Origin of the sequence: uncultured Nitrospira sp. (genome assembly GCA_902500695.1) — a bacterium.
In the GTDB taxonomy this organism is placed as follows: domain Bacteria; phylum Nitrospirota; class Nitrospiria; order Nitrospirales; family UBA8639; genus Nitrospira_E.
This window is the reverse complement of the sequence record CABVRQ010000038.1, coordinates 1-2736: the sequence shown is the minus strand read 5'-3', so window position 1 is coordinate 2736 and position 2736 is coordinate 1. Positions and strand designations below refer to the sequence as shown.

At 45.3% G+C, this 2736-nt stretch carries 2 protein-coding genes; both read left to right on the top strand.

What is annotated here, in order from left to right; genetic code table 11:
• Positions 1-373 (top strand): hypothetical protein (locus tag AAH187_RS10945; RefSeq protein ID WP_342348493.1); only part of this gene is annotated, 373 nt, incomplete at its 5' end.
• Positions 374-1210: 837 nt separating this feature from the next.
• The coding region (locus tag AAH187_RS10940) for a sigma 54-interacting transcriptional regulator (protein WP_342348492.1) at positions 1211-2736 on the top strand (1526 nt) is incomplete at its 3' end.

Here is a 2736-nt window from a genome sequence, read left to right as displayed (position 1 = left end):
TATGAGTAACAAAATGATTATTTCAGTTTTTCTTGTGGGTATGCTTCTAGGCCTTCCACAATTTGTCTTGGCTAGTGATAACGGTCAAGAGCAAAGTTCCGCCTGGAGAATGGAGACCCAGGGTTGGTCGATTCAAGATCATATGACTGCGGCAAAAGCAAAAGAAGGAGAAGTCCAAGCTCTACAGAGCCGCGTTCAGCAAATGGAAACGCGGATAGCCCATTTTGAAAAAAAGCCACACTTCGACCCGAAGGGGATTCAGAGAAATTCCATGAAACTTATTGCCTCGACGTTGAAAGGGAATTCTGAACTTTTAAATGAGAGAATCGCTTGGCATTATAGACAATCTGATCAAGCCAGTCTGACGAAGTAGTCGTCCACTGAATGATTGAGTTGTAAATGCTAAAAAAATGCCTAATGGCGTTCTGGGGAACGGGGAGATTTGTGGGATTTCCCGTTCCCTAAGAAAGAATAAGATCCTTCACTGTATTGTTCTTGTGCCTGACCTAAGGGTCAGGCATTTTTTTTTCTGCTAAGTATTTTCGACCGCCATGGGCTTGGATCCCTTTCCCACCCTGATGACGTGAAAGGCCCCAAGTTGCCTCATGTGGCAAAGGGATCGGCAGAGTTCCTTCCAGCGATACCGACCAAGGTAATGCCTAAGCAAAGAGCTATGATAAAAGGCCAGAGTTATGGAGATCCATAGAAGGATAGGCGTGCGATTAAGCACGTCATCTCGGTGCGTTTCCGCTCAATTCTTAGGTTCGAACATGAAGTTTTTTTAATAATATTTCCTTAATTAGAACAGGTCATTACACTGCCTGGATGATATAATGGGCGGTCGGGTCGAGTGAATCATTAAGCTATTGAAAAGTAAAATAAATTGGTCTTTAATTTTAGTTCAGGTGAGGCGACAATTATGACAAGGAAAATAGGTTTTAATATGCGACAACTCAATGGTTGATGGCTAAGAAATTGCTATTTCTTTTTGAAAAATTAAGCTTTATAAATTTTGCCCATGACTGACTTTTTCTTTTCAAGATTTTTCAAATGATATTCCAGTTTTAACCAAGGGTTTTCAATAGTGGTTGGGTGGTTGCTTTCCTGGTAGTAGCCTACCGTATTCCAAGAAATATGACCGTGCTGAAAAAATTACCGTAAAGTCACCATCCTCCGTACTTATGTTTAAGTGTGTGTGAGGGGATTAGTCATGAAATTCGAAATGACTCACCAAACCGATCAAGTTGGCCGGCACTTTTATCAAACCTTGCTGGAAGTTACGAATGTCTTAAATTCCCAGCGGAATACGGAAGATCTGTGGAAAGCCATTACGGGACACATAAAAAAGGTGATCTCGTGGGAACGCGCGGGTATTACGTTGTATCACCAGGATATAGATGCCTTTCGGTTCTACGCGGTGGAAACGAGTATGCCTGTGGTGAAGTTGAAATGTGATGCCATTATCCCTCGAGAAGGAAGTGCCATGGGATGGGTGTATGGTCACCGTCGTCTCCATATACGACCACATTTACAAAAAAATCCCGTATTTTTAGAAGATGCGTATTACCAGGAAGAGGGTTTAGGCAGAATGATCAATATTCCCTTGATTGTCGGGGATAATTGCTTCGGGTCTCTGAATATCGGCAGTGTGGAATCTGGAGAACCTGATCCGGAAAATGTTTTGTTTTTATGCCAGGTGGCGACCCAAATTGCCTTTGCCGTTGATCTGGTGCGGGCCTACGAAGAGATCAACCATCTGAAAGAACAACTCACTCGTGAAAATGCCTACCTCCTGGAAGAAATCAAAGTTAGCCACGATTTTGGAGCGATGGTCGGCAACAGTCAAAAATTTAAGAACGTCCTGGACCTGGCTCAGGCTGTTGCCCCCACCACGACTTCAGTGCTCATCATGGGTGAAACGGGAACAGGAAAAGAACTGTTAGCCCGCCTACTCCATGAGTTGAGCCCCAGAAAAGATAAACCCTTTGTTCGAGTCAATTGTGCGGCGTTACCGTCAGGGCTGGTAGAAAGCGAACTTTTCGGCCACGAAAAAGGCGCGTTTACCGGTGCAGAAAATGGAAGGCCCGGCAAGTTTGAATTAGCCCATCATGGCACCTTGTTTCTAGATGAAATCGGGGAGATGCCAATTGAAGCACAGGCGAAACTCCTGAGGGTTTTGCAAGATGGGATTGTGGAACGAGTGGGCAGTATCGAGGGGAAGGATGTCGATGTCCGAATCATCGCCGCGACCAATAGCGATTTAAGCAAGGCGATTGCCGAGGGGCGTTTTCGTTCCGACTTATATTATCGATTGCATGTCTTTCCGATTGTTGTGCCTCCTCTCCGGGAACGTCTGCACGATATTCCCCTCCTGGTGCGACATTTTATGGAAAAAAATCGTTTGCAATTTCGACGAAATTGTCAGGATATCGATGACCAGTCAATGGAATTGCTCATTCAGTATCCATGGCCGGGGAATGTACGGGAACTCAAAAACGTGATCGAACGAGCGATGATTCTTTCCCAATCGTCGGTCGTGCATGTGGAGGAATCATTGTTGCCTTCACGGGGACATGGCATGGATGCCCTGCCGCCCACTCAATTGAAAGACGTGGAGCGCACTCGAATTCTACAAGCCTTAGCGGCCTGTGAATGGAGGATTGATGGCCCATTAGGGGCGGCTAAGCATCTGGGATTACATCCCAGCACCCTGAGAAGTCGATTGAAAAAATTCGG